21 protein-coding genes and 3 pseudogenes are annotated in these 24883 nt (G+C 60.2%); 15 read left to right on the top strand and 9 right to left on the bottom strand.

The window, feature by feature from the left end; all coding sequences use genetic code 11:
- Positions 1 to 30 precede the first annotated feature (30 nt).
- From PBDP_RS11805 to PBDP_RS11780, 6 genes are read left to right on the top strand one after another with little or no spacing between them, the layout of a single operon-like run.
- A complete protein-coding gene (locus PBDP_RS11805) occupies positions 31 to 2133 on the top strand; it encodes a chemotaxis protein CheA (protein ID WP_109755301.1) in 2103 nt (700 codons plus the stop codon).
- A 33-nt stretch (positions 2134 to 2166) separates the two neighbouring features.
- Positions 2167 to 3825 (top strand): methyl-accepting chemotaxis protein, encoded by a 1659-nt coding sequence (locus tag PBDP_RS11800; RefSeq protein WP_212802276.1) that lies wholly within the window; start codon positions 2167 to 2169, stop codon positions 3823 to 3825.
- Between the two features lie 39 nt (positions 3826 to 3864).
- Positions 3865 to 4401 carry a chemotaxis protein CheW gene (locus tag PBDP_RS11795; protein WP_109755216.1) on the top strand — a complete coding sequence of 179 codons (537 nt, stop codon included), beginning with the start codon at positions 3865 to 3867 and terminating at the stop codon, positions 4399 to 4401.
- A complete protein-coding gene (locus PBDP_RS11790; RefSeq protein ID WP_162893817.1) occupies positions 4398 to 5234 on the top strand; it encodes a CheR family methyltransferase in 837 nt (278 codons plus the stop codon). The genes PBDP_RS11795 and PBDP_RS11790 overlap by 4 nt, the downstream gene beginning before the upstream one ends.
- Entirely contained in the window at positions 5231 to 5728 is a 498-nt protein-coding gene (cheD, locus tag PBDP_RS11785) for a chemoreceptor glutamine deamidase CheD (RefSeq protein ID WP_109755217.1), read from the top strand. The genes PBDP_RS11790 and cheD overlap by 4 nt, the downstream gene beginning before the upstream one ends.
- A gap of 2 nt (positions 5729 to 5730) precedes the next feature.
- Positions 5731 to 6804 (top strand): protein-glutamate methylesterase/protein-glutamine glutaminase, encoded by a 1074-nt coding sequence (locus PBDP_RS11780; RefSeq protein ID WP_109755218.1) that lies wholly within the window; start codon positions 5731 to 5733, stop codon positions 6802 to 6804.
- Between the two features lie 712 nt (positions 6805 to 7516).
- Here PBDP_RS11780 and PBDP_RS11775 read toward each other — a convergent pair.
- Positions 7517 to 7894 carry a c-type cytochrome gene (locus PBDP_RS11775; protein ID WP_109755219.1) on the bottom strand — a complete coding sequence of 126 codons (378 nt, stop codon included), beginning with the start codon at positions 7892 to 7894 and terminating at the stop codon, positions 7517 to 7519.
- A gap of 370 nt (positions 7895 to 8264) precedes the next feature.
- Between PBDP_RS11775 and PBDP_RS11770 the strand changes: the two genes are divergently transcribed.
- From PBDP_RS11770 to PBDP_RS11750, 5 genes are all read left to right on the top strand, one after another.
- Entirely contained in the window at positions 8265 to 10013 is a 1749-nt protein-coding gene (locus PBDP_RS11770) for an ABC transporter permease (protein WP_163854167.1), read from the top strand.
- A 10-nt stretch (positions 10014 to 10023) separates the two neighbouring features.
- Positions 10024 to 11328 (top strand): ABC transporter ATP-binding protein, encoded by a 1305-nt coding sequence (locus tag PBDP_RS11765; RefSeq protein ID WP_212802275.1) that lies wholly within the window; start codon positions 10024 to 10026, stop codon positions 11326 to 11328.
- 77 nt (positions 11329 to 11405) lie between these two features.
- Complete coding sequence (locus PBDP_RS11760) at positions 11406 to 12449, top strand: sensor histidine kinase (protein WP_162893816.1); 1044 nt, start codon at positions 11406 to 11408, stop codon at positions 12447 to 12449.
- Entirely contained in the window at positions 12436 to 13074 is a 639-nt protein-coding gene (locus tag PBDP_RS11755) for a response regulator transcription factor (RefSeq protein WP_116832079.1), read from the top strand. The genes PBDP_RS11760 and PBDP_RS11755 overlap by 14 nt, the downstream gene beginning before the upstream one ends.
- A gap of 76 nt (positions 13075 to 13150) precedes the next feature.
- A complete protein-coding gene (locus PBDP_RS11750) occupies positions 13151 to 13693 on the top strand; it encodes a hypothetical protein (protein ID WP_109755224.1) in 543 nt (180 codons plus the stop codon).
- Positions 13694 to 13982: 289 nt separating this feature from the next.
- Here the strand turns inward: PBDP_RS11750 and PBDP_RS11745 are convergent, their stop codons facing one another.
- Positions 13983 to 14900, bottom strand: a complete 918-nt coding sequence (locus tag PBDP_RS11745; protein ID WP_109755225.1) for a DMT family transporter — start codon at positions 14898 to 14900, stop codon at positions 13983 to 13985.
- 110 nt (positions 14901 to 15010) lie between these two features.
- On the opposite strand from PBDP_RS11745, the gene PBDP_RS11740 reads away from it, so the two are divergent.
- Positions 15011 to 15877, top strand: a complete 867-nt coding sequence (locus PBDP_RS11740) for a LysR family transcriptional regulator (protein WP_212802274.1) — start codon at positions 15011 to 15013, stop codon at positions 15875 to 15877.
- Between the two features lie 298 nt (positions 15878 to 16175).
- Here the strand turns inward: PBDP_RS11740 and PBDP_RS11735 are convergent.
- From PBDP_RS11735 to PBDP_RS11725, 3 genes and pseudogenes are all read right to left on the bottom strand, one after another.
- Positions 16176 to 16310 (bottom strand): annotated as a pseudogene (locus PBDP_RS11735) (LysR family transcriptional regulator); the annotation flags it as partial.
- Positions 16311 to 16322: 12 nt separating this feature from the next.
- Positions 16323 to 16955, bottom strand: coding sequence for a pyridoxamine 5'-phosphate oxidase family protein (locus PBDP_RS11730; protein WP_025569623.1), 633 nt, complete (start codon positions 16953 to 16955; stop codon positions 16323 to 16325).
- A gap of 34 nt (positions 16956 to 16989) precedes the next feature.
- Positions 16990 to 17943 carry a hypothetical protein gene (locus tag PBDP_RS11725; protein ID WP_212802495.1) on the bottom strand — a complete coding sequence of 318 codons (954 nt, stop codon included), beginning with the start codon at positions 17941 to 17943 and terminating at the stop codon, positions 16990 to 16992.
- Between the two features lie 593 nt (positions 17944 to 18536).
- Between PBDP_RS11725 and PBDP_RS11720 the strand changes: the two genes are divergently transcribed.
- A complete protein-coding gene (locus PBDP_RS11720) occupies positions 18537 to 18809 on the top strand; it encodes a hypothetical protein (protein ID WP_025569626.1) in 273 nt (90 codons plus the stop codon).
- A gap of 740 nt (positions 18810 to 19549) precedes the next feature.
- Positions 19550 to 19834: pseudogene (locus PBDP_RS11715) on the top strand (LLM class flavin-dependent oxidoreductase); the annotation flags it as partial.
- Position 19835: 1 nt separating this feature from the next.
- On the opposite strand, the pseudogene PBDP_RS11710 reads toward PBDP_RS11715, so the two are convergent.
- From PBDP_RS11710 to PBDP_RS11700, 3 genes and pseudogenes are all read right to left on the bottom strand, one after another.
- Positions 19836 to 20270: pseudogene (locus PBDP_RS11710) on the bottom strand (ABC transporter permease); the annotation flags it as partial.
- Positions 20271 to 20281: 11 nt separating this feature from the next.
- Complete coding sequence (locus PBDP_RS11705; RefSeq protein WP_212802273.1) at positions 20282 to 21850, bottom strand: ABC transporter substrate-binding protein; 1569 nt, start codon at positions 21848 to 21850, stop codon at positions 20282 to 20284.
- Positions 21851 to 21976: 126 nt separating this feature from the next.
- A complete protein-coding gene (locus PBDP_RS11700) occupies positions 21977 to 22843 on the bottom strand; it encodes an alpha/beta hydrolase family protein (protein WP_212802272.1) in 867 nt (288 codons plus the stop codon).
- A 131-nt stretch (positions 22844 to 22974) separates the two neighbouring features.
- On the opposite strand from PBDP_RS11700, the gene PBDP_RS11695 reads away from it, so the two are divergent.
- Positions 22975 to 23853 (top strand): LysR family transcriptional regulator, encoded by an 879-nt coding sequence (locus tag PBDP_RS11695; RefSeq protein ID WP_116832056.1) that lies wholly within the window; start codon positions 22975 to 22977, stop codon positions 23851 to 23853.
- Positions 23854 to 24097: 244 nt separating this feature from the next.
- On the opposite strand, the gene PBDP_RS11690 is transcribed toward PBDP_RS11695, so the two are convergent.
- Positions 24098 to 24862 carry an SDR family oxidoreductase gene (locus tag PBDP_RS11690; protein WP_163854195.1) on the bottom strand — a complete coding sequence of 255 codons (765 nt, stop codon included), beginning with the start codon at positions 24860 to 24862 and terminating at the stop codon, positions 24098 to 24100.
- Positions 24863 to 24883: the final 21 nt, after the last annotated feature.

Here is a 24883-nt window from a genome sequence, read left to right as displayed (position 1 = left end):
AATACGTCGGACACGACAAAGGATATGAGCGTGAGCATCAATCTGGATCAGGCACAGCAGACCTTCATCGTCGAGGCACGGGAACAGTTGCAAGCGATGGAAGAGTCGCTGCTGCAACTGGAAACCGACCCCGGCGACGACGACGCCATCGGCGCGATCTTTCGGGCGGCCCACACCATCAAGGGCTCGGCCGGGCTGTTTGGCCTGGAACCGATCGTCAGCTTCACCCACATCGTCGAAGACGTGCTCGATCGCCTGCGCAACGGCAGCGTCGAGGTGGACGCCGGCCTGATCGCGGTGCTGCTCAAGTCCAGCGATCACATGCTGGAACTGATCAACGTGGCCGCCAACCAGGGTGGAGCGCTGCCGCCACCGGCCCTGCAGCGGGAAGTGGAACTGTGCCAGATCCTGCAGGAGTACCAGGCGCCCTCGCCCGCTGCGGCCCCGACGCCTGCCCATGAAACCGCAACCAGCGAACCCGGCGAAACACGGCTCTGGCACATTTCCCTGCGCTTCGGCCACGACGTGTTCCGCAACGGCATGGACCCGCTGTCATTCCTGCGTTATCTGCAAACCCTGGGTGAAATCGTCGACATCGTCACCTTGACCGACGCCCTGCCCGCCGCCGACGCCTGGGACGCCGAGTCCTGCTACCTGGGCTTCGACATCGAGTTTCGCTCCGCCGCCAGCCATGGGGCGATCAACGAAGTGTTCGACTTCGTCCGGGAAGACTGCGTGATCGAGATCGTTGCCCTGGATGACGACGTCGCCCCCCAAGCCAACACTGGCATGGTGACCACATCGCCGGAACCGGCCGAGGAAACCACCGCGTTGGTCGCCACCGGCGAGTTGCTGTCCGACCAGCGCAAGACGCCGCGCATGCCCGCCCAGATCGCCACCGACAAACAGGCGGTGACCAGCGACAGTAAGGCCAAGGACGGCACCTATGTACGGGTCAATGCCGACAAGCTCGACGAGCTGATCAACCTGGTGGGGGAACTGGTCATCGCCAGCGCCGGCGCCAGCCTGCTGGCCCGCACCTGCCACAACGACCCGTTGCAGGAAGCCACCTCATCCGTGTCCGGGCTGGTGGAAGAAATTCTCGACGGCGCCCTGCGCCTGCGCATGATCCCCATCGGCGAAACCTTCAACCGTTTCCGTCGGGTGGTGCGCGATGTCAGTCAGGAACTGGGCAAGGACATCGACCTGATCATCAGCGGTGCGGAGACCGAGCTGGACAAGACCGTGGTGGAAAAAATCGGCGACCCGCTCATGCACCTGCTGCGCAACGCCATGGACCACGGCATCGAAACCGCCGAGGCGCGGCGGGCGGCGGGCAAACCGGCCAAGGGGCATTTGCACCTCAACGCCTATCACGACTCGGGCAGTATCGTGCTGGAGATCGCCGACGACGGTGCCGGCCTGAACCGCGACCGAATCCTTGAAAAAGCCCAGGAGCGTGGCCTGGTGACGCCGGGGGCCAGCCCCACCGACCAGGAAATCTACAACCTGATCTTCGAGCCCGGCTTCTCCACCGCCCAGGCCGTGACCAACCTTTCGGGGCGCGGCGTGGGCATGGACGTGGTCAAGCGCAACATCACCCTGCTACGCGGCACCGTCGACCTGGACAGCCAACCTGGCAAGGGCACCGTGGTGCGCATCCGCCTGCCGCTGACCCTGGCGATCATCAACGGTTTTCTGGTGGGCATCGGTCAGTCGACCTACGTCATTCCGCTGGACATGGTCCAGGAATGCATCGAGCTGAGCGAAGACGATGGACTCGCCAGCCGCGAACAAGGCTACCTCGACCTGCGCGGCGAGGTGTTGCCGCTGGTTTACCTGCGCGATCACTTCAGCCATGAAGGCCCGGCCGCGCGCCGGCAGAACGTGGTGGTGGTGCGCTACGCCGAACTCAAGGCCGGGCTGGTGGTGGATGACTTGCTGGGTGAATTCCAGACCGTGATCAAGCCGCTGGGCAAGCTGTTCGGCGCCCTTCGCGGCATCAGCGGCTCGACCATCCTGGGCAGCGGCGCCGTGGCGTTGATTCTCGACGTGCCGGCGCTGCTCACCCAGATCGCCCAAGTGGAAAACCGCTACACCCCAACTCAATTACAACAAGCCAACGCTCGCTGACGCTTTAGCAATTCCATGGAGAGGTACTTCCCAATGAAATGGTTCTACGACCTGAGAATCGCCACCAAACTGATCACTTCATTTCTTGTGGTGCTGGCGCTGACAGCCGTCATGGGAGTGTTCTCGATTATCCAACTGGGCCAGGTGAACGACACCGCCCTTGAAATCCGCGAAAACTGGATGCCCTCCATGCGCGCGGCCTCGGGCATGCGCTTCTTTGGCGCAAGCTACCGCCTCAAGGAAAATCGCCACATTACCGCCGACTCCGAGCCGGAGCGCGCGACCCTTGAACAGGAAGCCGACGAAGCCAAAAAGGCATTCGAAACTCGCTTGGCGACGTATGAAAAGCTGTTGTCCAACGCCGAAGACCGCCGGCTGTTCGAAACCACCCGCAACGACTGGAACGCTTACCTGACCATCAGCAAAGACCTGCTCGCGCTGTCTCGGCAAAACCTGACCGAGCAGGCCCACGCGCTGCTCAAGGGCGAGTCGAAGCGTCAGTTCGACCTGGTGACCTCCGACTTGCAAAAACTGGTGGAACTCAATGACGCCGGTGCGGGCGCCGCCAGCGAGAAAGGCACCGCACTGTATGAAAAAGCGCGCCTGTCGATCATCGTGGTACTGGTTGCCGCCTTGCTGGCGGGCCTGGGCCTGGCGCTGTTCATCTCGCGCATCATCTCCCGCCCATTGAGACAGGCCGCAACCGTCGCCGAGCAATTGGCCGAAGGCAACCTGAACGCGAAAATCGAAGGCGGCTCCAAGGACGAAACCGGCATGGTGCTCAACGCCATGCAGAACATGGTCGGCAAGCTCTCGCACATCATCGGTGAAGTGCGCAACGCCGCGGATAACCTGGCCAGTGCTTCGGAACAAGTCAGCGCCACTGCGCAATCCATGAGCCAGGCCACCAGCGAACAGGCGGCCAGCGTCGAGGAAACCAGTGCGTCCATCGAGCAGATGAGCGCCAGCATCAACCAGAACACCGAGAACGCCAAAGTCACCGACGGCATGGCCAGCAAGGCTGCCAAGGAAGCCACCGACGGCGGCGAATCGGTGCAGCAGACCGTGGTGGCGATGAAAAAAATCGCCCAGCGCATCAGCATCATCGACGACATCGCCTACCAGACCAACTTGCTGGCGCTCAACGCGGCCATCGAAGCGGCCCGCGCCGGCGAACACGGCAAAGGCTTCGCCGTCGTCGCCGCTGAAGTGCGCAAACTGGCCGAACGCAGCCAGGTCGCGGCCCAGGAAATCGGCGAGCTGTCGTCCAGCAGCGTCGATATGGCGGAAAAGGCCGGGAACCTGCTCAACGAGATGGTCCCTTCGATCAACAAGACGTCGGACCTGGTGCAGGAAATCAGCGCCGCCTCCGAAGAACAGGCCGCTGGCGTGGCGCAGATCAACACCGCCATGACCCAACTCAACCAGGTGACCCAGCAAAACGCCTCCAGCAGCGAAGAACTGGCCGCCACCGCCGAGGAAATGAGCAGCCAGGCCGAACAGCTGCAACAGGCCATGAGCTTCTTCACCCTGGACACGCCGCCGAAATCGGCCAGCCAGCCCTTGAAGGTGGACAACACGCCGGGGCCGTCCAGCCGCAAGCCGGCTCGAGCTGCCGTGCCTGCGCTCCCCAAGGCCTTTGCCTACAGCATGGCCAGCGCTCCGGACGAATCCGAATTCACCCGGTTCTGACGGTCCGTTCCCACAGGCTCGCTTAAAGGAGATAAAGGCATGGGCGCCATCGCGACCACACGTCAAACCGCCATCGCGGTCGAGGAAGAAGCGCAGTACCTGACGTTTATGCTCGGCACGGAGATGTTTGCCATCGGCATCCTGTGCATCAAGGAAATCATCGAATACGGCAACCTCACCGTGGTGCCGATGATGCCGGCCTTCGTGCGCGGGGTGATCAACCTGCGGGGCGCAGTGGTGCCGGTTGTGGACCTGTCGGCCCGTTTCGGCCGACCGAACTCGGCGATCAGTCGGCGCAGTTGCGTGGTGATCATCGAGGCGGCCAGTGCGGACGGCCAGGCCCAGGACATTGGCTTGCTGGTGGACACGGTCTCGGCGGTCCTGGAAATCCCGGCCTCGCAGATCGAGCCGCCACCGAGCTTCGGGGCGAAGATCCGCGCCGATTTCATCAGTGGCATGGCCAAGGTCGATGGCAAGTTCGTCATCGTGCTGGAGGTGGACCGCGTACTGTCCATCGACGAAATGTCCCAACTCGCAGAAACCAGCCCGAACGCGCTGGAAGTGGATGCCCAGTGAACGCCGATACCTGCAAGGAACGCACGGTGAATTCACTGGCGCTCAGTGACCGCGAGTTCGGTCAGTTCCAGTCCTGGCTGTACCAGGCCGCCGGCATCAGCCTGTCCGAAGCCAAGAAAGCCCTGGTGGCCGGGCGTTTGTTCAAGCGCCTCAAGCACTATGGGCTGGACAGCTACGGCGAGTATTTCAAGCTGATCATGAACGGCCAGCGCACCGATGAATTGCAGGTGGCGCTGGACCTGCTCACCACCAATGAGACCTATTTTTTCCGCGAACCCAAGCATTTCGATTTCCTGCGCCAACACGTGCTGCCCCACGCGACACCGGGCAAGACCTTTCGCTTGTGGAGCGCGGCCAGCTCATCGGGCGAAGAGCCCTACAGCCTGGCCATGACCTTGGCCGAAGGATTGGGCACCACGCCTTGGGAGGTCATCGGTTCAGACATCAGCAGCCAGGTGCTGGCCAAGGCACGCTCAGGGCACTACCCAATGGAACGCGCCAGCAACCTGCCCCATCCGCTGCTGGTGAAGTACTGTCTCAAGGGCACTGGCAGCCAGCAAGGCACGTTCCTCATCGACCGGGCGTTGCGTAACCGGGTCCACTTTATCCAGGTCAACCTCAACGACACCTTGCCGGAGCTGGGGGAGTTCGACGTGATTTTCCTGCGTAATGTCATGATCTATTTCGACCAACCCACCAAAAGCCGAGTGGTCGCCCGCTTGATCCCCCGGCTCAAGCCCGGCGGCTATTTTATCGTGAGCCATTCGGAGAGCCTCAACGGCGTGTCCGATGCGTTGAAACTCGTATCGCCTTCGATTTATCGCAAACCATGAGCGTCGCGATGAGGGAAGTGGCCGAGATGTACCTGGCGCCGGGGGAGTTTCGCTTCGCCACCTGCCCGACCCGGCTGCGTACCATCCTCGGTTCTTGCGTGGCGATCACGCTGTGGCATCCCGAACGCAGGATCGGCGGCATGTGCCACTTCATGTTGCCCAGTCGGATGCGCTGCTCCAAGGCGCTCAATGGCATGTACGCCGACGAAGCCATCGAACTGTTCCTGCGCCAGGCAAAGGCCCATCACACTGAACCCGAGGACTATCAGCTCAAGCTGTTCGGCGGCGGCGAAATGTTCCCTGAACTGCAACGCCACGTGCCCTACGGCGATGTGGCGCGGATGAACGTCAATGCCGCGCTGGAAATCGCCGCCCTCTATCGCCTGGACCTGATCGCCCAGGACATGGGCAGCACCGGCCACCGCAGCATCATCTTCGACCTTTGCAGCGGCGATGTGTGGGTCAGGCACCAACCGATAAGGACCCGGCATTAACCATGTCAAAAAAGATCAATGTACTGCTGGTGGATGACTCCGCCGTGGTTCGCCAGGTGTTGCTGGCAATCCTCAGCGACACGCCGGACATCCACGTCATGGGCGCGGCGTCCGACCCGATTTTCGCCATGGACAAATTGGCCAAGGAATGGCCCGACGTCATCGTGCTGGACGTGGAAATGCCGCGCATGGACGGCATCACCTTCCTGAAGAAAATCATGAGCGAGCGCCCGACACCAGTGGTGATCTGCTCGTCCCTGACGCCCCGGGGCGCGGAAACCACCTTGCAGGCGATGGCCGCCGGCGCGGTGGAAATCATCACCAAGCCCACCACCGGCCTGAAGAACTTTCTATTGGAATCGGCGCCGGAACTGGTGGCGGCGATCCGCGCCGCCGCCCAGGTCAATGTGCGCAACCTGGGCAAGCGCCCTGCCCCGACCGCACTGACGCCGGCCACCAAACTCACCGCCGACGCCATGCTGCCCGCCGCCAACGGCCACGCCATGGCGCAGACCACCGAACGAATCGTCGCCCTGGGCACTTCCACTGGCGGCACCCAGGCCCTGGAAGCGGTGCTCACCGCCCTGCCACGGGTGTGCCCGGGCATCGTCATCGTCCAGCACATGCCGGAAAAATTCACCGCCTCGTTCGCCGCCAGGCTTAACAGCCTGTGCCAGATCGAAGTGCGCGAAGCCCGCAACAACGACCGCATCCACCCCGGCCTGGCGCTCATCGCCCCCGGTGGCAAACACATGATGGTGACCCGCAGCGGGGCGTTCTACCACGTGCAGGTGGTGGACGGCCCACTGGTCAACCGCCACCGTCCTTCAGTGGATGTGCTGTTCCGCTCCGTGGCCAAATTCGCCGGCCGCAACGCCACCGGCATCATCATGACCGGCATGGGCGACGACGGTGCCCGTGGACTGAAGGAAATGCTCGACGCCGGCAGCAGCACCGTGGCCCAGGACGAAGCCAGCTGCGTGGTCTTCGGCATGCCCAAGGAAGCGATCAAACTCAACGCCGCACAGCGGGTGATGGGGTTGCAGGAGATTGCGCAGGTGATTTTGCATAAGTAAGGAGCTGAGGACTGTTCCCCCGATCCACACAGAACTCATTGTGGGAGCAAGACTTGCCCGCGATGGCATTGGCACATTCAACATGAATGCAAGCTGACCCACCGCTATCGCGAGCAAGCTTTGCTCCCACAAATAAATCCCCTTGCCACAAAAACAGTTGAGTTCACATCCATTCGCCCGACACACCAATCACCTGTGGCGAGGGGATTTATCCCCGCTGGCTGCGAAGCAGCCCAAGAGGCTTGCAGCTGATCGACCGGTGGATCGGGGGATGAGCTTTAGGGCTGCTTCGCAGCCAACGGGGATAAATCCCCTCGCCACAGGGTTCGCTTCAGTATTGGGTTGCCTTGTCTGTGGGCCGGTGGCTACACCGGCGAAATCGTCGCCAGCACGCCGATCAAAAGAGTCAGGGCCAAAAACCCACCTAGAAAAATCGCCATCTTCGCCATGAGCACTCCTGAAGCAAAAAATTGCAGTACACGGGCGGTCTGATAGGCAAACCGCGCGGTTATTCTGGGCTGGGGATTGGGTTCATTACAGAGGCAGCTGTAACAGCAAAATACAGATCAGACGAAAAACCTAGCCCTCGCCGCGCAGCTTTTTGTGAGCCAATCTGGCCTGCGCGACTCCGGTTTTCTACATGGTTTTTCATCGACGCTGAATCACCACGTCGCGGGTACTCATAGGAAAAAGAAGTTGCCTCATCTCAAAATCATCGACTTTTTGCAATCACACCACTCATGTACTGATTTAAATCGCGCAAGCTCTCAACCCCCCAGGCGTGCGGCGGTAGTTTTATACCATTCTCTCGCAAAGTTCTTGGAATCAAGTCTCCATTTGGACGAAGTATTATCGAGGACACGATTACACCCGGATAATCATTCAGCCGCTTCTTGAAAACGGACGTTGTAAGATCAGGCGTGGGAGGATTGCTTTTATTAGCCAACGGCCCTGTTCCCTTGAGATCCGCTCCATGGCACATGGCACATCTTTGCAAATAGAGTTTTTTTCCATTGGCATTATCGGCGAGGGATAACGATGTTTGAATGAGCGATAACATTCCTAGCGAAACGATGAATAATTTTTTCATTTTCGTTTTCATGTGGCCTTGGTGTAAAAATCAGATCTGAATCAGGGGCAGCAGACGCTTGAGCAAAGCCTGCGACCGTGGTTAGAAGTCGGCATTCTCTCTTCGGGAGGCCCTTGCTTGCAAGGATCGTCCAGAAAGGCCAATGAACAATTTCGGCTAGAACCAAGGGACCTTAAACCAAGGGAACTTATCCTCCGATATACCAAAGTATATTTCCATGTCCCAAGGCATTCTGGCGATCTTCGAAGACGCCCCTTAATCTAGCCGGACATTTAACGCGCCAGGTCGAGCACACTTTAATTTCATGACTTCCAATGACTGCTGGCGAGATCGCAGCCCTGGCTTTTAATCGTGTAAACAGAGGTGTTCAATGCGCCCTTCGTTCCCTGCGCCGGCACTTACTTCCCTGAGAAACAGGGAGCAAGCCGCAACCACTTCCTGGTGGGCGGATATTGCGCTATTCAGCATTCTGCTGCTCTTGGCGGCGTTTATAGTGTATGGCCTCGATCAAATGAGCCAGCCCCTCGGCGCCCTTGATTCCTCGCCGTTGTCCCTGGATCTGGTCCACCTGCCGGAATACACCTTGCGCACCACTCTGCGCATGTTCATTGCCTTGTTCGCTTCGTTTGTTTTTTCCTTGGTCGTCGCCACGCTGGCCGCAAAAAGCCGCAAGGCGGCAATCGTTATCCTGCCCGCGTTGGATATTCTCCAATCGGTGCCAGTACTTGGGTTCCTCACGTTTACCGTCGTGTTCTTCATGGGGCTCTTCCCCGGCAAGGAAACGGGCGTGGAATGCGCGGCCATCTTCGCCATCTTCACCAGCCAGGTCTGGAACATGACCTTCAGTTTCTATCAATCGTTGAGAACTGTGCCCAACGATCTTTACGACGTCAGCCGACAGTTCTCGTTTTCCCCATGGCAACGCTTCATCAGGCTGGAGCTGCCCTTCGCCACGCCGGGCCTGGTGTGGAACATGATGATGTCGATGTCGGGCGGCTGGTTTTTCGTGGTCGCTTCCGAGGCCATCACCGTCGGCGATACCACCGTCAGCCTGCCAGGTATCGGCTCATGGCTGGCACTGGCAATCGAGCAGCAAAATATCGCCGCGATTGCCTGGGCAGTGCTGGCCATGGTCGGGGTGATCATTGCGTATGACCTGCTGTTTTTCCGGCCGATCGTCGCCTGGGCGGACAGGTTTCGCTTCGAACAGACCGCCTCCCAGAAGCGCCCACGGTCCAGGGTCTACGACCTGCTGCGTTCGACGCGTCTTGTGCCCTGGGTGCTGCAAGCACTGGCCGGCATCAAGACTTCGTTATTCCTGGACAAACTTCCCCGGATGCCTCGGATCGGGTTCAAGAGCAGTGCCCGCTTCAACCGTGCATCTGACTTGATCTGGATCGCCCTGGTCATCGCGGCCTGTATGGCTGGCATCCTGCAACTATCGCGCTTCATTGGCAGCACCCTGGGTTTGGAGGACGTGATCAGCACCTTTGGCCTGGGCCTGGCCACCCTGCTGCGAGTCGCCGTGCTGATCGTCCTGGCCAGCGTGCTTTGGGTGCCCATCGGTGTCTGGATCGGCTTGAACCCGCGCTGGGCCGAGCGCTTGCAGCCCGTCGCACAGCTGCTGGCGGCGTTCCCGGCCAACGTCCTGTTTCCGTTTGCGGTGATCGCCATCGTCGCCCTGAAGCTCAACCCGGATATCTGGCTGTCGCCGCTGATGGTGTTGGGCACCCAGTGGTACATCCTGTTCAACGTGATCGCCGGAGCCAGCGCGTTGCCCACCGATTTGCGCGAGGCGGCGCGCAGCTTCCACGTGCGCGGCTGGCAGTGGTGGCGCCAATTCGCCCTGCCCGGCATTTTCCCCTACTACATCACCGGCGCCCTCACCGCAGCGGGCGGCTCGTGGAACGCCAGCATCGTCGCCGAGGCGGTTTCCTGGGGCAACGAGCATCTCTACGCCTCCGGGTTGGGGTCCTATATCGCCCAGGCCACCGCGGCGGGAGATCTGCAACGGGTGGCGCTGGGGGTTTCGGTCATGTCGATTTTCGTGGTGGGTTTCAACCGGTTGCTATGGCGTCCGCTGTACGGTTTTGCCGAGCGTCGGCTTCGAATTGATTGAGGGTCAAGCAATGGAAGTGATAGACAAGCGTTGCCTCGTCGACGTGCAGCAACTGGGACACGTCTATGGCACGGCGGGCGGTGCCGAGCGAGTGGTGTTGGACAACGTCTGCATGCGCCTGGACGACGGGGAAATCGTCGGCCTGCTGGGGCGTTCGGGGTCTGGGAAGTCGACCCTGCTGCGCTCCATCGCGGGCCTGATTTCACCCACCACCGGCATGGTTGATTTTCCGGCCAACGCTCAAGGGGTTTCGAGCTCGGTACGCATGGTATTCCAGAGTTTCGCCCTGTTCCCCTGGCTGACCGTACTGCAGAACGTCGAGATCGGCCTCGAGGCCCTGGACGTGGCGGCCCCGGAGCGCCGGCGTCGGGCCTTGGCCGCCATCGACATGATCGGTCTCGATGGTTTCGAAAGCGCTTTCCCGAAAGAATTGTCCGGCGGTATGCGCCAACGCGTCGGCCTGGCCCGGGCCCTGGTGGTCGCCCCGGATGTGCTGTTGATGGACGAGCCGTTCTCCGCGCTCGACGTATTGACCGCCGAAACCCTGCGCACTGACCTGCTGGATTTGTGGGGCGAAGGACGGATGCCGATCAAATCGATATTGATGGTCACCCATAACATCGAAGAAGCCGTACTGATGTGTGATCGGATCCTGATTTTTTCCTCCACCCCGGGACGGGTCATGCAAGAAATCAGCGTGGACCTGCGTCAGCCGCGCAATCGCACGGACCCGGCCTTCCAAGCCTTGGTCGAACACATCTATGTACAAATGGCAGGGGGAACGAACGTCGGTTCACCACGCCAGGGCATGTTTGCCGGCACCGGCACGGGCATGGTCTTGCCGGCGATTTCCACCAACGCCCTGGCCGGGCTGATCGAGGCGGTGCAGGCTCAGCCGTTTGCCGGCCAGGCGGATCTGCGCGAGCTCGCCGGAGTGTTACGCTACACCGCCAGTGATTTGTTTCCGGTGGCTGAGGTACTGCAACTCATGCGTTTGGCCGACATGCAGGACGGCCACATAACGCTGCTGCCGGCCGGGCAACGCTACGCCGATTCAACAGTGGATGAGCGCAAGCAACTGTTTGCCCAGCACCTGCTTAAATACGTGCCGCTGGTGGGTCATATCCGCAGGGTGCTGGACGAGCGCCCTACCCGCACGGCACCGGCCAGGCGTTTCCGCGATCAACTGGAAGATTTCATGTCCGAGCACGACGCCGCCCATACCCTGGATTGCGTCACGCAATGGGGACGCTACGCCGAGTTGTTCGCCTATGACGAAGTGGCCGATCTGTTCAGCCTCGACAATCCATCCTGAGTGGGCGGTATAAACTGCGTGGATCAGGCCCAAGCGTTGGAGCGATGCGAGATGAACACCCCATGAGAAGCACCCGGATGACGCTTCGCCTGCTGCTGTTACTGGGCTTGGCGCTGGGCATTGCCGCGATCGATACCGTCACCGATCTGGAAATTGCGGTCGGGGTGTTCCAGATCGCCGTGGTGCTGATCGCCGTGCGGATCCTGCCGACGCGGGCGGTGGCCGGCGTCTCGATCGTCTGCATGATTTTGACGATCCTGAGTTATCGGTTCACCCGTTTTGGCGACACCGAGGCCGGACTGATCAATGTCTTGATCAGCCTTGCGGCGATCGCCGGCACGACGTATCTGGCGCTGCGCCTGTCCGCCGCGATCCGTACGGTGCATCAGACCCGCGCCCACCTGGCGCACATCACCCGCATCAACATGCTCGGCGAACTCGCCGCCTCGATTGCCCATGAAGTCAACCAGCCATTGGCTGCGGTGGCCACCAGCAGTGGCGCCTGCCTGCGCTGGATGGCCACCGAGCCGCCCAACCTGATCAAAGCCCAGCAAGCGCTGGAGCGGATCATCGCCGACACCCACCGGGCCAGCGACATCATTGCCCGCTTGCGCGGCATGGCTCGGCATCAAGCGCCGACCAAGCAATGGCTGAACGTCGCTGACACGCTCAACGCCGCGCTGCGGCTGTTGGCGGGAGAGCTGAACGAACAGAACGTCACCTTGCGCGTGCATGTCGAGGAAGGCCTGCCGCCGATGCTCGCCGATGAGGTGCAGATCCAACAAGTCATCCTCAACCTGGCGATGAACGCGGTCGAGGCGATGCGCCAGGTAGACCTCGAGCGTCGGATCCTGCAATTTGATGTGGCGCTGGAGTCACGCCAGCAACTGCTGTTTTCGGTTTCCGACCAGGGCAGCGGTCTGTCGGCAAGTGATCGCGAGCGAGTGTTCGAGGCCTTCTACAGCACCAAGCGGGATGGCATGGGCATGGGGTTGGCGATCAGCCGTTCAATCATCGAAGCCCATGACGGTCGTCTCTGGGCCTCAAGCGACCCACAGACCGGCGCGACTTTCCACTTCACCCTGCCAGCCGTCACAAGGGAATCCGATGAGCCAAACTGACGTTCACGACCTGGCCGAATCGATGATCTACATCGTCGACGATGACAGCTCGGTGCGCGAATCGCTGCAAGACCTGTTGGCCTCCGTAGGCCTGGCGAGCCGGGCATTCGGCTCGGCCCGCGAGTTCATGGACGCCGATCTGCCGGATGTTCCGGCGTGCCTGATCCTCGATGTGCGGATGCCGGGTTTGAGCGGGCTGGATTTCCAACAGGAAATGACCCGATTGAATATTCGCGTCCCGGTTGTGTTCATCACCGCCCATGGCGACATCCCCATGTCGGTCAAAGCCATGAAGGCCGGGGCCCTCGAATTCTTGACCAAGCCATTCCGTGAACAGGACCTGCTCGATGCAATCAGCCTGGGCCTGGGCCGTGACAAGGAACGGCGCAAGGCCTCGGCGCTGGTCGACGACTTGAAACGCCGTCATGCCGGGCTGACTGACGGCGAACGCGAGGTGATGGAGTTAGTCGTGTCAGGGCTGCTGAACAAACAGGTGGCCGGCCAACTGGGTTTGAGCGAAGTGACCGTGAAAGTGCGCCGCGGGTCGTTGATGCGCAAGATGAATGCGGACTCGTTGGCAACGCTGGTGAAGATGTCGGAAAAACTCAAGGAAGCAGATCGCTAGCGGCCCCTGATCACGGCTATCATTGCCGTTCGCCCAGTTGACGGGCGATGTCGCAGCCCCCCTCAAGGACTCAGGTATGACTCTTCTGCCGTCACGCTCCACCCTCTTCGTCTCCAGCCTCCTGCTAAGTTCCCTGTGCTTTGCCGAAGGCGAGCCGGCGGACGGCAGCCTCATCAAGGACTCGACCAAAGCAGCCGTCTCAACGTTCATTACTGCCGGCAAAAACCTGCTTGGCGGTGTCAGCGAGGGCGTGCTCGATGGCCGCGAGTCGGCCCAAGGCACCGATGGCGCCGCGATCATTTCCTCCGGCGAGCAAATGAAAGACCGCATCGCCGTTGAAGTGTTGAAGCTCGAACCCAGCGACGATAACGTCAGCATTACCCTCGGTTTCAAGAACAGCACCGACACCCAACTGCGCGTGGTCAACCTCGGCCAGACCGGCGTGCTGCTGGCCATTGACCAGGCGGGTTACTCCAACCGCCTCACCGGCCTGGAAAACCCGGATGAAGTCACCATTCCGCCGAAGACTGCCGTGCGGCAGAAGTTTGTTTTTGAAGGCATGAACGAAGCGGTCAGCACGGTACGGGTGTGGGGGCAGGATTACCCGGTCAAGAAATAGTGCGCCGGGCAGCCGAAAACATTGGCGGCGTGCTCCAAGGCCTTGGCATATGGGATTTCAGGCATCGATCTGTCCTCACGATATAAAACGAAGCTGAGCATGCCGGATACCACACGGAGCACCGAGGCAACGCCAGATCGTAAGTGCGGTACTTCCGAAGGCCAACCCTAAAAAGTTGTCAGAGATTTCCTCGACTTTCCCCAAAGTGATCACCTGTCCGTAGGACAGGGTTTCGTGGCACTCCGTGTGGCGACAACATCCAACGTCATTGCCCATATACACGACAGAATCAACCAACTTTTGCCCCACTCCCCGGCTCAAGCCTCAACGCCAGCACGCTCATCAACACAATCACCGCCCCAACAACAACCATCATTGACGGGCGCTCGGCCAGCACCAAAGAAGCCATCAACATCGCCGTTGGCGGTATCAGGTAAAGCGCCATGGAGGCGCGGCTCACGTTGCTGTGCGCCAGCACATAAGCCCAAGCGAGGTACGCCAGCGCGCTGGGGAAAATACCGAGAACCAACATCGCCAGATTCACCGAAACCGGAGCCTGTCGCGCCGCGCTCGACATTCCTGGCGCGAAAATGAACAACAGGATCGTGCCCGACCAGACGGTGTAACAAACCAGGGTCAATCCGTCATAGCGATGGGAGTGGCGCTTTTGCAAAGTGAAATACAGGCTCCAGGACAGCGCCGCCAACAGGATCAATAGTCCATGGGCGTCCATGTCACCCAAGCCACGATCCCCCGCAACCACCACGCCGGCGCCAAGCAAGCCGCACAGTACACACCCCCACTGCCACCCGCCGACTCTTTCCTTGAAAACAAAACTCGCCAGTAACGTGCTGAACAAAGGCGTGGACTGGGCCAGCACACTGGCCGCCCCGGCACTGACGCCCCGCTGGCCGTAATTGAGGGCGATGTGATGCAGACTGACGGCAAAGAAACCCAACACCGCCAGCAATGGCAGATCCCTGATACGCGGCAGGGAAATGCCCTTCACCATCGCGACAAGAGCCATGAACGCCGAAGCAATGAGAAACCGCATCAATGCCAGTTGACCGGGCTCGTAAGCCTGCAAGCCGATGCGAATGCCAATCGGCGAATAGGCCCAGCAAAAAATCACGAACAGCGTCGCCAGGATAATTTTCGCACCAGGTTTGCTGGAAAAACCTTCAAACGGCACACAACGCGTTTCCATCTAGAGTTCCTGCTCACTGAGCGCCTGGCCTATTTGCCTGGAAGTATCGAAACCACCTCCCCTCAGCACAAGTGACTTAAACTCAGTTCATCATTCACTTTTGGTGAGCCATGGAACTGTCTCAACTGCGCATGCTCAAGACGGTCTGCGACACCGGCAGCATCGCCCGCGCTGCCGAAGTGCTGCACTGCGTGCCGTCCAACATCACCGCACGCCTCAAGTCCCTGGAACGGGAACTCGGCACGCCGTTGTTTTTCCGCGAGGGTCGCGGGCTGCGGGTCAGCCCTGCGGGCGAAGTGTTTCTGGAATACGCGACAAAAATACTGAACCTGACCGAAGAGGCCCGCCGCGCAGTAGCCCCCACCCGCGCACCGAGTGGCCCACTGCGCATAGGCGCGATCGAGTCCAGCGCCACCGGGCGCCTGCCCCAGTTGCTGGCCAGATACCACGCGCAGTACCCGCAAGTGTCATTGGAGCTGAGCACCGGCACCTGGGCGCAGTTGCTGGACGATATCCAGCATCATCGGCTCGATGGAGTGATCGTGGCGGTGGACATAGAACGGCCAGGGCTCAAGCGAGCCGTGATGTACCGCGAAGACCTGGTGCTCATCGCCTCCGAATCTCACGGCCCATTGCGCAGCGCCGCAGATTTGCAAGGCAAGGCAATCTTCATGTGGCCCACAGGCTGTCCGTACCGGTTAGCGTTGGAGCAATGGCTGCTGCGTCATGACCAAGTGCAACCGATCATCAGCATCGCCAGTTATGGCGCCATCGTCGGCTGCGTCAGCGCGGGCGCAGGCGTCTCGCTGGTGCCCCGGGGGATCTATGAACAATACCGCCAGGGGGCGGGTTGGACGGGGTATGAATTCCCTGAGTTGACGGGGATCGATAACCTTTTCTACTGGCATGAAAACGCCGGGAGGCATCCTGCCCGGGAGGCGTTTTTGGCGATGTTGCAAACGGAGTTCGAAGGCTAGCCGCATCACCCTCCCCTGTGGCGAGGGGATTTAGCGAAACGTCCTACCGTCCCCACTGGATTGCGAAGCAATCCCAAGATGCTGCTAGGTGATCGACTGCTAAATCGAGATGTAAGCTTTAGTCGCATGTAAGCCCAAACCGCAGGATGACAGGGAGTCCATTTTGGAATTAGCTCTTTAAGTGAGAGAGTCATGACAATGCTTGATAAACACGACGAGGATGCCGAACAGCAAGACGCCCGACCGATAGCGCGCAATCCAGCAGCCTGCTTCGATCCTGAATCCTCTGAAGACTGCTCTATCCACTCAAAACCACAGACAAGTCGGGGTATCTGGCGCATATGAAATCCACGAATGCGCGGAACTTTGGAGGCGCAAGGCGCCTGGAGGTATGCAATACCCAAAGCGCGGGATTAGCCAACTGCCCCCTGGCTCGGCGAAATCGTCAGTAAAGCGTGCTCGCGATACGCCCTGGCAAGGCCTTGTCGTACGCGTCGCCATCCACTTTCGATGGGCAGATGCGCTTGAACACCTCGCCTGCGGTGGGCAGTGCGCTGCGTTCGATCTGCCGCGTCACATCCCACAGCCCCGCCCTGATCACAGCCCTGCTGCACTGGAAGTAAACGCTGGCTACGGTGATCTCCAGCACCGTTCGAGGGAGTTGCCCATTTACCGCGAACCGAGCCAACAGCGCTGGCTCGACCGATATCCTGGCCGTGCCGTTCACGCGCAAGGTTTCCCCTACGCCAGGCACAAGGAAGAGCAGTGCAACCCGGGGATCCTCGACGATATTGCGCAGCGAATCGATGCGGTTGTTGCCACGGCGGTCGGGCAAATACAGGGTCTTGCTGTCGTGGACATGAACGAACCCGTTCGCGTCGCCCCTCGGTGAGGCATCCAGCCCTCCAGGGCCTGAGGAAGCGAGGATCACAAAGGAAGCAGCCTCTATGAAGGGCTGGTAAACCGGATGAATATGGTCGACTTCCTTGAGAATCGAGGGCGCCGCGACGGGGCCGTAAAGGCTTTCCAGCGCTTGTGTGGTCGTGATGTAGGCGCTGCTGTCGTTATCGCGTTCCATGCTCATCTCCTCTGTAGATGTCTAAAAACCGCATTCAGGGATTGGATTTCATCCGGCCCTGGATCGCCGTGCGCAGGCAACCCCAGGCGACGACGCCGACGATCAATACCTCGGCGATGCCCACAAACAGGTTGAGTGAAAAGCTCAACGGTTGCTCGGCCCAGTAGAAGGTCGTCGAGCGATAGCCACCGACACGCAGCCGTCCGGCAAACAGAGCCGGAACCAATGCGATAACCTGGCTCAGCTCCAGCACAACCAGGAAAGTGCCCGCCAGCATGAGCAAGACGCGCGCGGGAATGCCGAACTTCTCGGTTGGCTCAGGCGCTGGCGTGGCCCTCTTTCCTCGGCGCTGCCTGGCTTCCCTCACCGCCTTACCGCTGGTGGGCGCTGGGGCAGGCCTATAGGGTGCCTTCACACCAGGCGCCAACCCCTCGATGACCTCGGCGGGCACCGCCACGTTCAGGTAGTCGGCCAACTCGCGCAACCATAAGTCGGTGCGTTGACTTCCCGGCACGACCGGAACGTTGTCGGACGTTAAGCGGTGCGCAGTGCCGTCGCGCAGCATCAGCCACAGCTGGGTGTGGGCTCGCTCAGCCTGTGGACGGCAGCGTAGCTCGAGGTACTTGGCGGCATCGATCCGAAAGACCGACTGCACCCGCTCGCGGCGTCCAAAAAAGTTTCGAGTGAGGCGCTTGCCCTCACCGTCGACTCGCGACAACACCAAGGTCTCGCGGATGCCGGTGTAAACCAGCAGTAAAAGGCCAAGGGCAGGAATCAGCAGCAGCCCGAGAACGATCAGCAGAGAGGACAGCGGATCCGCGTCAGCCAACGGCGAGAGACCATCAGCCATCACAAATACGGCGAACGCCACCGGCAAGATGAAGGCCAACGCGCCCGTCAGCAGCACGAATATGCTCTGCACCAGGTTGCGCGAGTGGATGTGCAAGTCGTCCTGCGCGGTGCGCTCGAACCGATATCCAATCAATATGCAAGCCTCCTGGTGCGCCGCTTTCAGACCGTTCGAGGGCTGAGACAGGCGATTTGCATGCCGCAGGCCGGGATGGTGTTTGAGGGCGGAGAATACCTGATGTCGGGGGGCTTGGGGGGTGGGGCTGAGTTCGAAGGCTAGCCCCCCTCTCCCCTGTGGCGAGGGGATTTAGCGACACGCTACACCGTCCCGCTGGGCTGCGAAGCAGTCCCAAAACTAATACCACGATCGTTCTGTCGATGGTTTTGAATAAGTCGATTCGAATATGTCAGATCCCTCCGGCAAAAGACGATCACAGCTCCTACGAAGCTTTAGGAACCCATCACCTTCCCCGCCCAATCCGACAAAACCTATAGTGATGCCCATCGCTCAATGGCGATCAGGTTTGGCGACCTGAGGATCGAGTGCGAAAGTGCTGCGTTTTTTGCAGAGGCTTTGGCACACTTGCACAGCTGCCCGTTACGGCAGTTGTGCGTGGGAGACCTTCGGGTCTGCCGGTTTCCGATCCCGGTTCGCCAACCTGCGTACAACTGCCACCCAATTGTTTGGCGACGATTGAGTGGTTAAAACCTCATTAGATCGGAGTTTTTAACATGGAAAGATACGTCCCTATCACTGGCATCGACTGCACCCCTGCTTCCCTTCTCATTGATACTCAAGCCCCGCTGGACGTCCTGCACGCCACCGCCGATTACCGCATCCGTGTGGTGACTCAGGTACTGGAGAACATTGCATTCCGCTCTGAAATCACCAGCGATACGGTGGTGCTTTCGGACTTTGCACAGCTTTTGGTGATCCCGTTGCGAGATGGGTGTGATTTGCTGGAGGTGATTGGTCGGCGGCTTCAGGCGCAGGTTGAAAGTTGATAGCGCTTCGGGCGCATAAAGCGCCCGTTTCTGCTTATCTACCAGATAGGTTCTGCACGGACTTCCCCTGCGGCGTTAATTCGACCTTACCTGCCATTTGCATCGGACTTGACCACCTATGACCGGCAGAGAGTGGCTATGTGCAGACGTTCGTCAAAGTCTGCTTTCGGCCGATTCTGTTGAAAAAGTCGGTTTTCCCAAAGCGCTCGAATTTTGATGGATGAAAACACCTCTTTTGCACGCTGCTACGTGAAATCCGAGTCCTGAACCTTCTGCCCAAAACTCAGATTTCAATCTCAGGTGCGTACTTTTCTGCAGTGGAATTCGAAGCCGACTTTTTCAACAGAATCGGCCAATAGCGGCCGTTCTGGAATGGCAGGAAACGACCGATAACTGTCTTCGATACGCAACTTTCGCCCGGAAGCGGCTCGTTTGTAAGAATATGGCGGAGAGCTGCAAAACCGCCTACGCTTATAGAATGATTCCTCGAACGCCTTGCCCATCTGGTGGTATAGAGCCGAGAGATCTGACTTCCTTTGATCGTCCGCTTAACACCCACCCGGACCAACCCGCACCTATCGCCAGCAACTGGCCCCTGAATCCGGTCCACACGACCAGCAGTACGGCGCAACGGGTAAAAGCCAGACCCAGTCCCCCCACCTGTCGTTCAAAAGCGACCGATGCCGCAGCACCGCTGGAAACGGGGGCGCTGTTCACGTTCTGCCATGAGGTCAATCCGTATGTATCGGCCGAGCACGATTCCTTACCAGCAGCATCAAGGGTTCAGCCGAACCTTCACTCAGGGGCATTTGAGCCTTGGATTATTCTTTCCCATGGAGGCGTTCGACGGGGACACTCCGAGCATGCTCAACCAGGTCACACTGGCTAAACAAGCCGAGGCGCTGGGCTTCTGCGCGCTCTGGTTTCGCGACGTGCCGCTTCGCGACCCTGGCTTCGGCGATGTCGGCCAAGTCTTCGACCCCTGGGTTTACCTGGGTTATATGGCCGCCCATACCTCGGAGATCAGAAACTCGGCACCGACAGCAGCAACGTCGCCGTAGCCACCAGGCCCAAGTCCAGCACACTGTTTTGCTTCCAGGCCGCGAGCAAACCCACCGGCACCGCGAGCAGGGTCGCCAGTAACACCGCGACAAGCACCACTGTGGCACTGACGCTGAATCGTTCGATCAGCAACTCCAATACCGGCTGGCGGCTGCTGATGGACATCCCCAGGTCGCCACTGAGCACCGACTTGATCCAGATCAGGTACTGGGTCACCACCGAGTGGTCCAACCCCAGGCTGCTGCGCATGTCGGTAAGGCTTTTGGGGTCGGCCATGTCGCCCAGCATCAACAACGCCGGGTCGCCGGGGATCAGGCGAATCAAGGCAAATACAATCACCGAGATCAACAGAAGGGTCGGCACCGCCATGCCGAGCCTGTGCAATATGAATCGAAACATAGCGGTACGCCTTACTTGGAAGTGTCGGCCAGCTTCACGCCCCACAGGCGCGGTTTGGCAACGGGCCAGGAGCGATAACCTTCAACGCGCTTGCCCATCGCGCCGATGGCGGTACCGTTGTAGATGACCACCATCGGTACATCCTTGAGCATCAAGGTGTGGAGCTTGTCGAACAGCGGCTGGCGCTTGGCGGGGTCAACCTCACGCTGGGCCTCGCGCAATATCGCCAAGGCTTCGGGGTTGTCCCAGACCTTGCGCGGCTCCTTCTGCTTGTCGCCGATCACTGATTCGAAGCTCTGCGCCGCATCGAAACGCCCCGAATAGGAGAAGGACATCATCTGGTAGCTGCCGGTCTGATAGCGCTCCAGCTGCGTGCCCCACTCCAGGGTTTCCATCTCGATATTCAGCCCCGCCGCCTGAGTCATGGCCTGGCTGAGCAAACCCATGTCGAACATCTGCGGGTAGCGCTTGTTGACCAGCATGCGGATTTTTTCGCCGCCGTAACCGGCCTCTTTCAACAGGCGCCGGGCCTCGTCGAGGTTGTAGGTGTAGCCCTGGCGCGCGGTGGCGTCGTAATACGGGCTGGCGGTGGGGATGACCGAGTTGTTGACCACCGACAAGCCATCGGACAAGGCCGCCACCATCTGTGCGTAATCCAGGGACAACGCCACCGCGCGACGAATGCGCACGTCCTTGAGCAACGGGTCACGGGTCTGGAACAGCAAGCCGCTGATGGTCATGATCGGGCTGACCTGGATCTGCAGATTCTTGTCCTGCTTGAGTTGTGCGGCGTCCATTGCCGTCACGTCCGGCAGCAGGTCGACGCCACCCGAGAGCAGCGCGGCCTTGGCCGAGGCCGAATCGGGGATCACTTGGAAACGCACCTTGTCGACAAACGCCTGCTTGTTGCCGGTGTACCCGTCCGCCTCGGCCTCGGCACGCGGCGTGTATTCCTTGAAGCGATCCAGTTCGACGTACTGGCCCTTCTGCCATTTGCCCAGGGTGAACGGCCCGGTGCCGATCGGTGCACGCCAACTGCCATCGGCGGCCAGGGAGTCCGGGTGCAGGATGCCGCTGCCGGCACAATCCGGGCGAGCCATCGCCGCGAGAAACAAGCCGTTGGCCTGGTCCAGCGTGAACACCACGGTTTTCGGGTCAGGGGTGGCGACATCGACAATCCTGGCTGCGCCACGCCCGTCGAACTCCGCCAGGCAACGCCACTGGGTCTTGGGGTCCAGGTAGCGCTGCCAGGTCCATTGCACATCCTTGGCCGTCAACCGCTGGCCATTCTGGAAGTGCACGCCGTCTCGCAGGCTGAAGGTGTAGCGCAGGCCGTCCGGCGAGACAGCGACTGCACTGGCCAGCATCGGCGCGATGCTGGTGTCTTCGCGATACGCCACCAGCCCTTCGACGATGTGCATCATCACCGCATCGGTATTGTCGTCGCGGTTGACGCCCGGGTCGGTGCTGCGGATATCACCATTGAGACCAACGCTGATGACCTTGTCTTGCGCGACGGCCATGGAAAAGGTGCACGCCGACATCGCGACGGCCAGTGCCGTCTTTACGTAACTATTCACGGGAGAAAGACTCCTTGAAGAAATTTTCCGGTCAGTGGCGGGAGCCAAGGCAGGACCGGCATCAGAATGAGTGAATCCTTGATTATTGTTGTACGGCCTGTTCTGAGTGCATCTACCAGCGGTGTATCAGCCAAGGCTGCGCTTGCGGCGCAACACTGTGGCGAAAAAGTCCTGGGCAGCGGGCATCACCTTGATGCCCTGGTGCGCGACGTTGGGCAACAGGTCGAAGTGCACTTGCACGCCGGCGGCTTCGAAACTCGCCTTCAAGCTGGCCAGGCGCTCCGGGCGCGTGCGTCCGGCAGCGTTGGCACCGGCCATGTAGTGTTTGCCCCCTTCGCGGTGGGTGATTTCCCAGGTTTCGAGGTCTGAATCGCCGACCACCATGTGCACCGGCAGTTGCTGCAAGGCTTGCAGGTTCAACGGTTTGCCAAAGCGCGTCGCGAAGTCCCGCACACCGACCCACCAGTCCTGCTCGAAATCCAGCAAGGTCACCGAGCCCGGCGCACCGATGGACGCCGCCCAGAGTTTCTCGGGGTGCAGGTAGCAGAACCGGTGGGTGAATTGCCCGCCGCCGGAATAGCCGAACAGCGCAAAGGTATCGAAGCGACGACCGTAGCGCTTGCCGACGCTGGCGATCATGTCGAGCAATACTTGGTCGTAACGGATATCGCCCTCGACCAGTTGCTTGTAGCCATCGCCGTTGCTGTCACCCAGCACGCCGACCGGGAACAGCGGAGAGAGAATCACACAATCGTTCCAGCGGCCAAACTCCGCGAAGCCATTGCGATAAATCTCCATCGCACGGGTCGAGCCGTGCAGCGACACCACCAGATCCACGGGCCGGGAGCTGTCTTCAATGGTTTCGGGCACATAGAGGGTGTAGGCAAAACGGCTGTCCTCGTGGTGCGAGTACACCGTGGTAGCGCCGAGGTGATACACGTTTTTGGCCGCACGCAAGGCCGCGTCGATGGGGTTGGTATCTGGATTGCTCATCTGGAAAGTTCGCCGAGTCAGTTCGGACTTGAGTATTGGCCGGGCGCTATAAAAAGAAAAACTAATTAAACTTTATCCAGAACAAACAAAACCTTTACGATCAAGCTCTACCCATGGCTGCGAGTTGACCCATGAGCAACATTCGTTTTTTCAAGACGTTTATCGCCGTCGCCGAGTACGGCAGCTTTGCCGCCGCTGCCGACCGCGTGGCACTGACCAACGCCGCCGTCGGCCAACAAATGCGCGCACTCGAAGAGGAAATGCGCCGGCCGCTGTTCGACCGCAGCCAGCGGCAAATCAAGCTGAGCCGCGATGGTGTGTTATTGCTGCCCAAGGCCAAGCGTCTGCTGGCGGACTACGAGCAAATGATCGCCGAAGCCCCCGACGGTGAAGCCATGGAGGGCGAAGTGTCGATCGGCGGCATTACCTCTGGCATGGGCCTGCTCGCCAATTGCCTGGTGCAACTGAAAAAGCTGCACCCCAGGATATCGGTCAACCTGATGACCGCCCGTTCCGACGAAGTGGTCAACCTGGTACAGGCCGCCAAACTCGACGCCGCGCTGCTGATCGAGACTGCGCGGCAAAACTTCGATGGCATGAGTTGGACCCTGCTCTACAACGAACCGATCGTCATGCTCGCCAATGCCACCCAGACCGCCGGCATCGACGACGCAGTGGAGTTGCTGAGAACCCAGCCGTTTATTCGCTACGACAGGTCCACGGCAGTGGGTCGCAAGGTGCAGTCGATCATCAAGAGTGAATCGGTCGAACCGCTGGAGATCCTGGAACTGAACTCGATCATCGGAATCGCCGACCTGGTGCGCCAGCAAGTCGGAGTGGCGATTGTGCCGTTGCTGAAAAACTTCGACTGGCACAAAGACCCAAGCCTGCGCGTGCTGCCGTTGCCGGGCGACCTGGCGGTACGCCGGGTGGGGATACTGGAACAAGGCACCAAAAGTGCGATTACAGGGGAAATTCGCAAGTTGCTCATGTCGGCGGTGGCAACGTAATCCTTCCCTCAGCGCGGCTCATGGACGTCTGTCATCGGGAAAGGCCGTGAACTGCGCCCCTGGCGGCCGCTCTTTGGCAGAGTATGGCGTGCGAGATTACCAGTGTAAGAGGCAGCCGCTGATCAGCGCAGCCCGGGCGCGGATACCTGCACACGGACGCGCCACTCGGAGAAGCGCAGGCTGACGAAGGCAAGCAGCAGAAACATCAAAATACCCGACCTCCCAGTGAGGTCGGGCGCAGGGCTCAGGCAACAGGGATGGGATTGTCGACGATCGACTGGTTGAACTGCTCCACCAGGGCGTACTCGTTCGGCCCGACGTTGGCGCGCAACGCGGCGATGCCATCGACGATCACTTCGGTGGTGGCCGTTTCCAGCTTGGCCAGGGTCTCGGCGATGAAGGCATCCAGCGGCATGGCGCGCGGGTCGCCACTCTTGTGGACCAGATCGGTGTCGACCCATGGCGGTGCGATTTCCAGCACCTTGACGCTGGTGTCACGCAGCATGAAGCGCTGCGACAGGCTGTAGGAGTGAATGGCCGCCTTGGTCGCCGAGTACAGCGCGGTGACGGCAATCGGAATGAACGCCAGCACCGAGCTGTTGTTGATGATGGTGGCATCCGGCTGACGCTTGAGGTGCTCGACGAAGGCCGCGCTGACGCGCACCGGGCCGAGCAGGTTGGTGGCCAGCAGGCCAACCGCCTGCTCGTCGTCGAGATCACCCGAGGCTGCATTGTCGAACGGCATGATGCCAGCGTTGTTGATCACCACGTTGAGGTCGGGGTGACGCTCGATCACCTGCTGCGCCACCTGCTTGATCTGCTGCGGATTGTTGATGTCCAGCACCACGGTGTCGATACCGGGATTGGCCCGAGCGATCTCGTCCAGCAGGGCCTGGCGGCGGCCGGCGATGATCACCTTGTTGCCACGTTGATGGAAGGCTTCGGCCAGGCCGCGACCAATACCCGAAGTGCCGCCAGTGATGAAGATGGTATTGCCGTTGAGTTTCATGCTGTCTCTCCTGATGAGGGG

It is taken from the genome of Pseudomonas sp. St290 (assembly GCF_018325805.1).
Taxonomy (GTDB): Bacteria; Pseudomonadota; Gammaproteobacteria; order Pseudomonadales; family Pseudomonadaceae; genus Aquipseudomonas; species Aquipseudomonas bijieensis.
The sequence above is the reverse complement of the archived record's forward strand: the minus strand, read 5'-3'. Positions and strand labels throughout refer to the sequence as shown.

Excerpts from the sequence above, each read along its gene's own strand:
- PBDP_RS11775 (WP_109755219.1), bottom strand. The coding sequence starts at position 7,894 with ATGAAAAAATTATTCATCGTTTCGCTAGGAATGTTATCGCTCATTCAA.
- PBDP_RS11700 (WP_212802272.1), bottom strand. The coding sequence starts at position 22,843 with ATGAGCAATCCAGATACCAACCCCATCGACGCGGCCTTGCGTGCGGCC.
- PBDP_RS11755 (WP_116832079.1), top strand. The coding sequence starts at position 12,436 with ATGAGCCAAACTGACGTTCACGACCTGGCCGAATCGATGATCTACATC.
- PBDP_RS11750 (WP_109755224.1), top strand. The coding sequence starts at position 13,151 with ATGACTCTTCTGCCGTCACGCTCCACCCTCTTCGTCTCCAGCCTCCTG.
- PBDP_RS11690 (WP_163854195.1), bottom strand. The coding sequence starts at position 24,862 with ATGAAACTCAACGGCAATACCATCTTCATCACTGGCGGCACTTCGGGT.
- PBDP_RS11800 (WP_212802276.1), top strand. The coding sequence starts at position 2,167 with ATGAAATGGTTCTACGACCTGAGAATCGCCACCAAACTGATCACTTCA.
- PBDP_RS11695 (WP_116832056.1), top strand. The coding sequence starts at position 22,975 with ATGAGCAACATTCGTTTTTTCAAGACGTTTATCGCCGTCGCCGAGTAC.
- PBDP_RS11780 (WP_109755218.1), top strand. The coding sequence starts at position 5,731 with ATGTCAAAAAAGATCAATGTACTGCTGGTGGATGACTCCGCCGTGGTT.
- PBDP_RS11740 (WP_212802274.1), top strand. The coding sequence starts at position 15,011 with ATGGAACTGTCTCAACTGCGCATGCTCAAGACGGTCTGCGACACCGGC.
- PBDP_RS11765 (WP_212802275.1), top strand. The coding sequence starts at position 10,024 with ATGGAAGTGATAGACAAGCGTTGCCTCGTCGACGTGCAGCAACTGGGA.
- PBDP_RS11745 (WP_109755225.1), bottom strand. The coding sequence starts at position 14,900 with ATGGAAACGCGTTGTGTGCCGTTTGAAGGTTTTTCCAGCAAACCTGGT.
- PBDP_RS11730 (WP_025569623.1), bottom strand. The coding sequence starts at position 16,955 with ATGGAACGCGATAACGACAGCAGCGCCTACATCACGACCACACAAGCG.
- PBDP_RS11795 (WP_109755216.1), top strand. The coding sequence starts at position 3,865 with ATGGGCGCCATCGCGACCACACGTCAAACCGCCATCGCGGTCGAGGAA.
- PBDP_RS11720 (WP_025569626.1), top strand. The coding sequence starts at position 18,537 with ATGGAAAGATACGTCCCTATCACTGGCATCGACTGCACCCCTGCTTCC.
- PBDP_RS11760 (WP_162893816.1), top strand. The coding sequence starts at position 11,406 with ATGACGCTTCGCCTGCTGCTGTTACTGGGCTTGGCGCTGGGCATTGCC.
- PBDP_RS11770 (WP_163854167.1), top strand. The coding sequence starts at position 8,265 with ATGCGCCCTTCGTTCCCTGCGCCGGCACTTACTTCCCTGAGAAACAGG.
- cheD (WP_109755217.1), top strand. The coding sequence starts at position 5,231 with ATGAGCGTCGCGATGAGGGAAGTGGCCGAGATGTACCTGGCGCCGGGG.